The 2,795-nt window shown below is 42.8% G+C and carries 1 protein-coding gene; it reads right to left on the bottom strand.

Annotated features, from left to right (window positions below; genetic code table 11):
- Positions 1–1,954 (bottom strand): MobF family relaxase (mobF, locus tag H6G92_RS38625; protein ID WP_190902108.1); only part of this gene is annotated, 1,954 nt, incomplete at its 3' end.
- Positions 1,955–2,795: the final 841 nt, after the last annotated feature.

Genomic DNA, 2,795 nt, shown 5'->3' with positions numbered 1-2,795 from the left:
TGGTTTGCAATTGGGTGATGGTTGCAGTTTCTCCCAAAGTTCCTTCACCCTTGAGCTTCGAGCGAATCGCTTGGGTAAGGGCAAGTCTTTCTGTATTTGTTCCAGCTAACACAAGAGTTTTGAGTCGTTGCTCTGGTGTCCCTACTATATAATCATTGGCGATCTGCTCTATTTTGGATTCACTGTCAACTTGAAGTATGGAACCGTTGGCTTCTAGTCGTTCAAATCCTGCTTCAATCCTGCCATCAGCAATCAAATCTACTGCTAATTTTAGCTGCGGGTTTTTCTGACGCAACGATTCATTGAGGTGTGCGGTTTTAATTCCTGCCTGTTGCAACGATTTGAAGGGATTACCGGCTTCTACTGCTGACAACTGCCGAGTGTCACCGACTAAAATCACCCTAGCTTGAAGTAAGGTTGCTCGTTGTAGGAGTGCTTGAGCATCTTTAGCACTGAGTAGCCCAGCTTCGTCCACAATCCAGATTTGATGTGGTTCAATCTCTGATGGTGGTTCCGAAACTAGTAATCTAGCAACAGTAAGAGATTGAATTTCTAACTCTTCGCTCAAAACCTTAGCAGCAGTGGAACTGGGGGCGAAGCCTTTGATAATATATCCAGCATCTGTGGCTATCGCTTTCAACTCTTTGAGGGCGAAAGTCTTGCCAGCACCAGCTACCCCCTGCCATGCAATGAACTGGTCAGATGTAGTTGCAGCTAATTCTACCGCTTGGCGCTGTCCGCTATTTAGTAAGGTATTCTCTAAGTGGTTTTCGACTACTTCCGAGTGGGAAATGGAGCAAAATTTACATTGACCTTGCTGCATCAAGTCAATCGTCGCCAATTCCCGCCTCGCCGCTGTCATCGTCGTAAATTGGTGAGTCAACCCTGGCAAACCGATTAACTCCTGATGTTCTCTAATCAGGGGTGCAATCGCTGTTACATCCGTAGCTAAACGTTCTTCTAGGATGAATTTTTCTAAATCCTCTTGTCTAAAAGCGACATTTCTCTCACTGCAATGTGCGATCGCATCATCTAGGGCATCAATCAGACTTTTTTGCTCAACCACAAGAGGAGCCTGTTCTTTTCTTGGTTCTCCTGGCTTGACAAACCTAATCCCTAACGCCGCAGCTTCTGACTTCCACAATGCAACCAATTCTGATTCTGGTAGTTTCTGCTTGCGCTGGCGGGTATCATCCCAAATTTTTTCACGTTCGGCCCAAGTGGAAAAAGCACCAGATGAGGCGATGATTTGCTGTCGCCGCTTAGAAAATGCCTCTAAATCCTCGAATTTAAACCCTTTTATATCAAACTGCCCATGTTTGCGCGGTTCTATCTCGTAGCCAAGCTTCTGCACCTCACGCGCCAGAGAGCTTTGGTATGCCATCCCCAAGAATTTCTTATTGGCGAATATCTCGTTATTACCCAAACTTAACCAGCTACCATCTGGAGTTTGGGTCATGTTCATCAGCAAACAATGGGTGTGCAGATGTGGGTCTAAATCCCGACTTTCGATGTGATCGAACTGCGCGACGACCAAGTTACCAGTCTTAACCCTATGTCTCTTGTTATCGTCTGTCACTCTGGTATAGGCGTAACGCTGCTCTATCAGTTGCAGGACTTCTTTTAACGCCTGATGGTGAGCATCAATCAAACGAGTATCCCCGCCCACCAAGGCCATCAAGCTTACACTTTTGGGCGCAGAAAATGTACAGTCTAATGCAGCTCTGCGTTCTCCTTTCCCCTTTTCTTTGACTACTCTGGCATTCAATACCTCACGACCATCAGGCGTAAGCCCCTCAATGATATTTTTAAAAGCTTCTTCGTCATCGACTGCCCCTGACAACCCCAACTTTTTAGCACCTTGACCATTCCAAAGCGACTTTCCTTGGTGATAGTAATTCTTGATGAAGTAGTTCACCGCCATCTCACTTGAGACGTTAGCCGCTGTTAGCATGGCTCACCTCTGTTATGGGGTTTACAAAAGTTAATCCTTGTTCTATTCCATCTGTTAGTGCGGCCTACTCTCGTCAAGAAATTCTGATTATTTTCTCTTATTGCAAGATAATCACCCTTGCAATAAGTATTGAAGTCAAAATCAATCCCCGTCATCAAACTTCTTAGTGCTTGATGACGAATGAAAATTTTTTCGTGAGACTTTGACCAAAACAAAATTTTATTTCCCAAACTCTCCTGTCATTTAATATAGCAAAAAATCGAGCATTCTTTCCGCCAAATATGGCGTACTGTGCGTCAGAAAAAGATGGATTTCAATGCTTGTGGTTATTTTAGCTAATTACTAGATAATTGGGATAGTCCTTGAGAAAATTGGGAAGTATCAGGAAGTGCTAGGAAGTCTTGGGAAGTCTTAGGAATTGTTGGAAAATATTAAGCTAATGAGAATTTGGTGACTAGATGATGTTGAATAGTTGAAAAGGTAAGAAATGAATTAGAGATTTGGGAGATATTGTTTAGATATTGGGAGATGTTGAATGTAATTAGTGAAAATTGGGAATTTGGAGATTTTGTGGAGATTTTCTATCAGATGCACGAATTCATGAAAAGTCAAAGAGTATTGCTAAAACTGTAATATTTCTTCGTAAATGTGGGAATAATCACGGTTTGAGCGGTTTATTTTGAGAGTAATTATCAATTAGATAGACAAAAAAAGCTGGTTGACTGACAAAACTCAAGTAGAATAGCAATATGACTTGACCCGAAACTCTCTTTCGTACTGCCTTTGAGCCTGTTTTTTAGAAGCAATAGCAGGTTCTGGATCAGGAGTACCAAAAAGCTGC

Origin of the sequence: Nostoc foliaceum FACHB-393 (assembly GCF_014698505.1) — a bacterium.
GTDB lineage: Bacteria > Cyanobacteriota > Cyanobacteriia > Cyanobacteriales > Nostocaceae > Nostoc > Nostoc foliaceum_A.
This window is presented reverse-complemented; position numbering and strand designations above follow the sequence as displayed.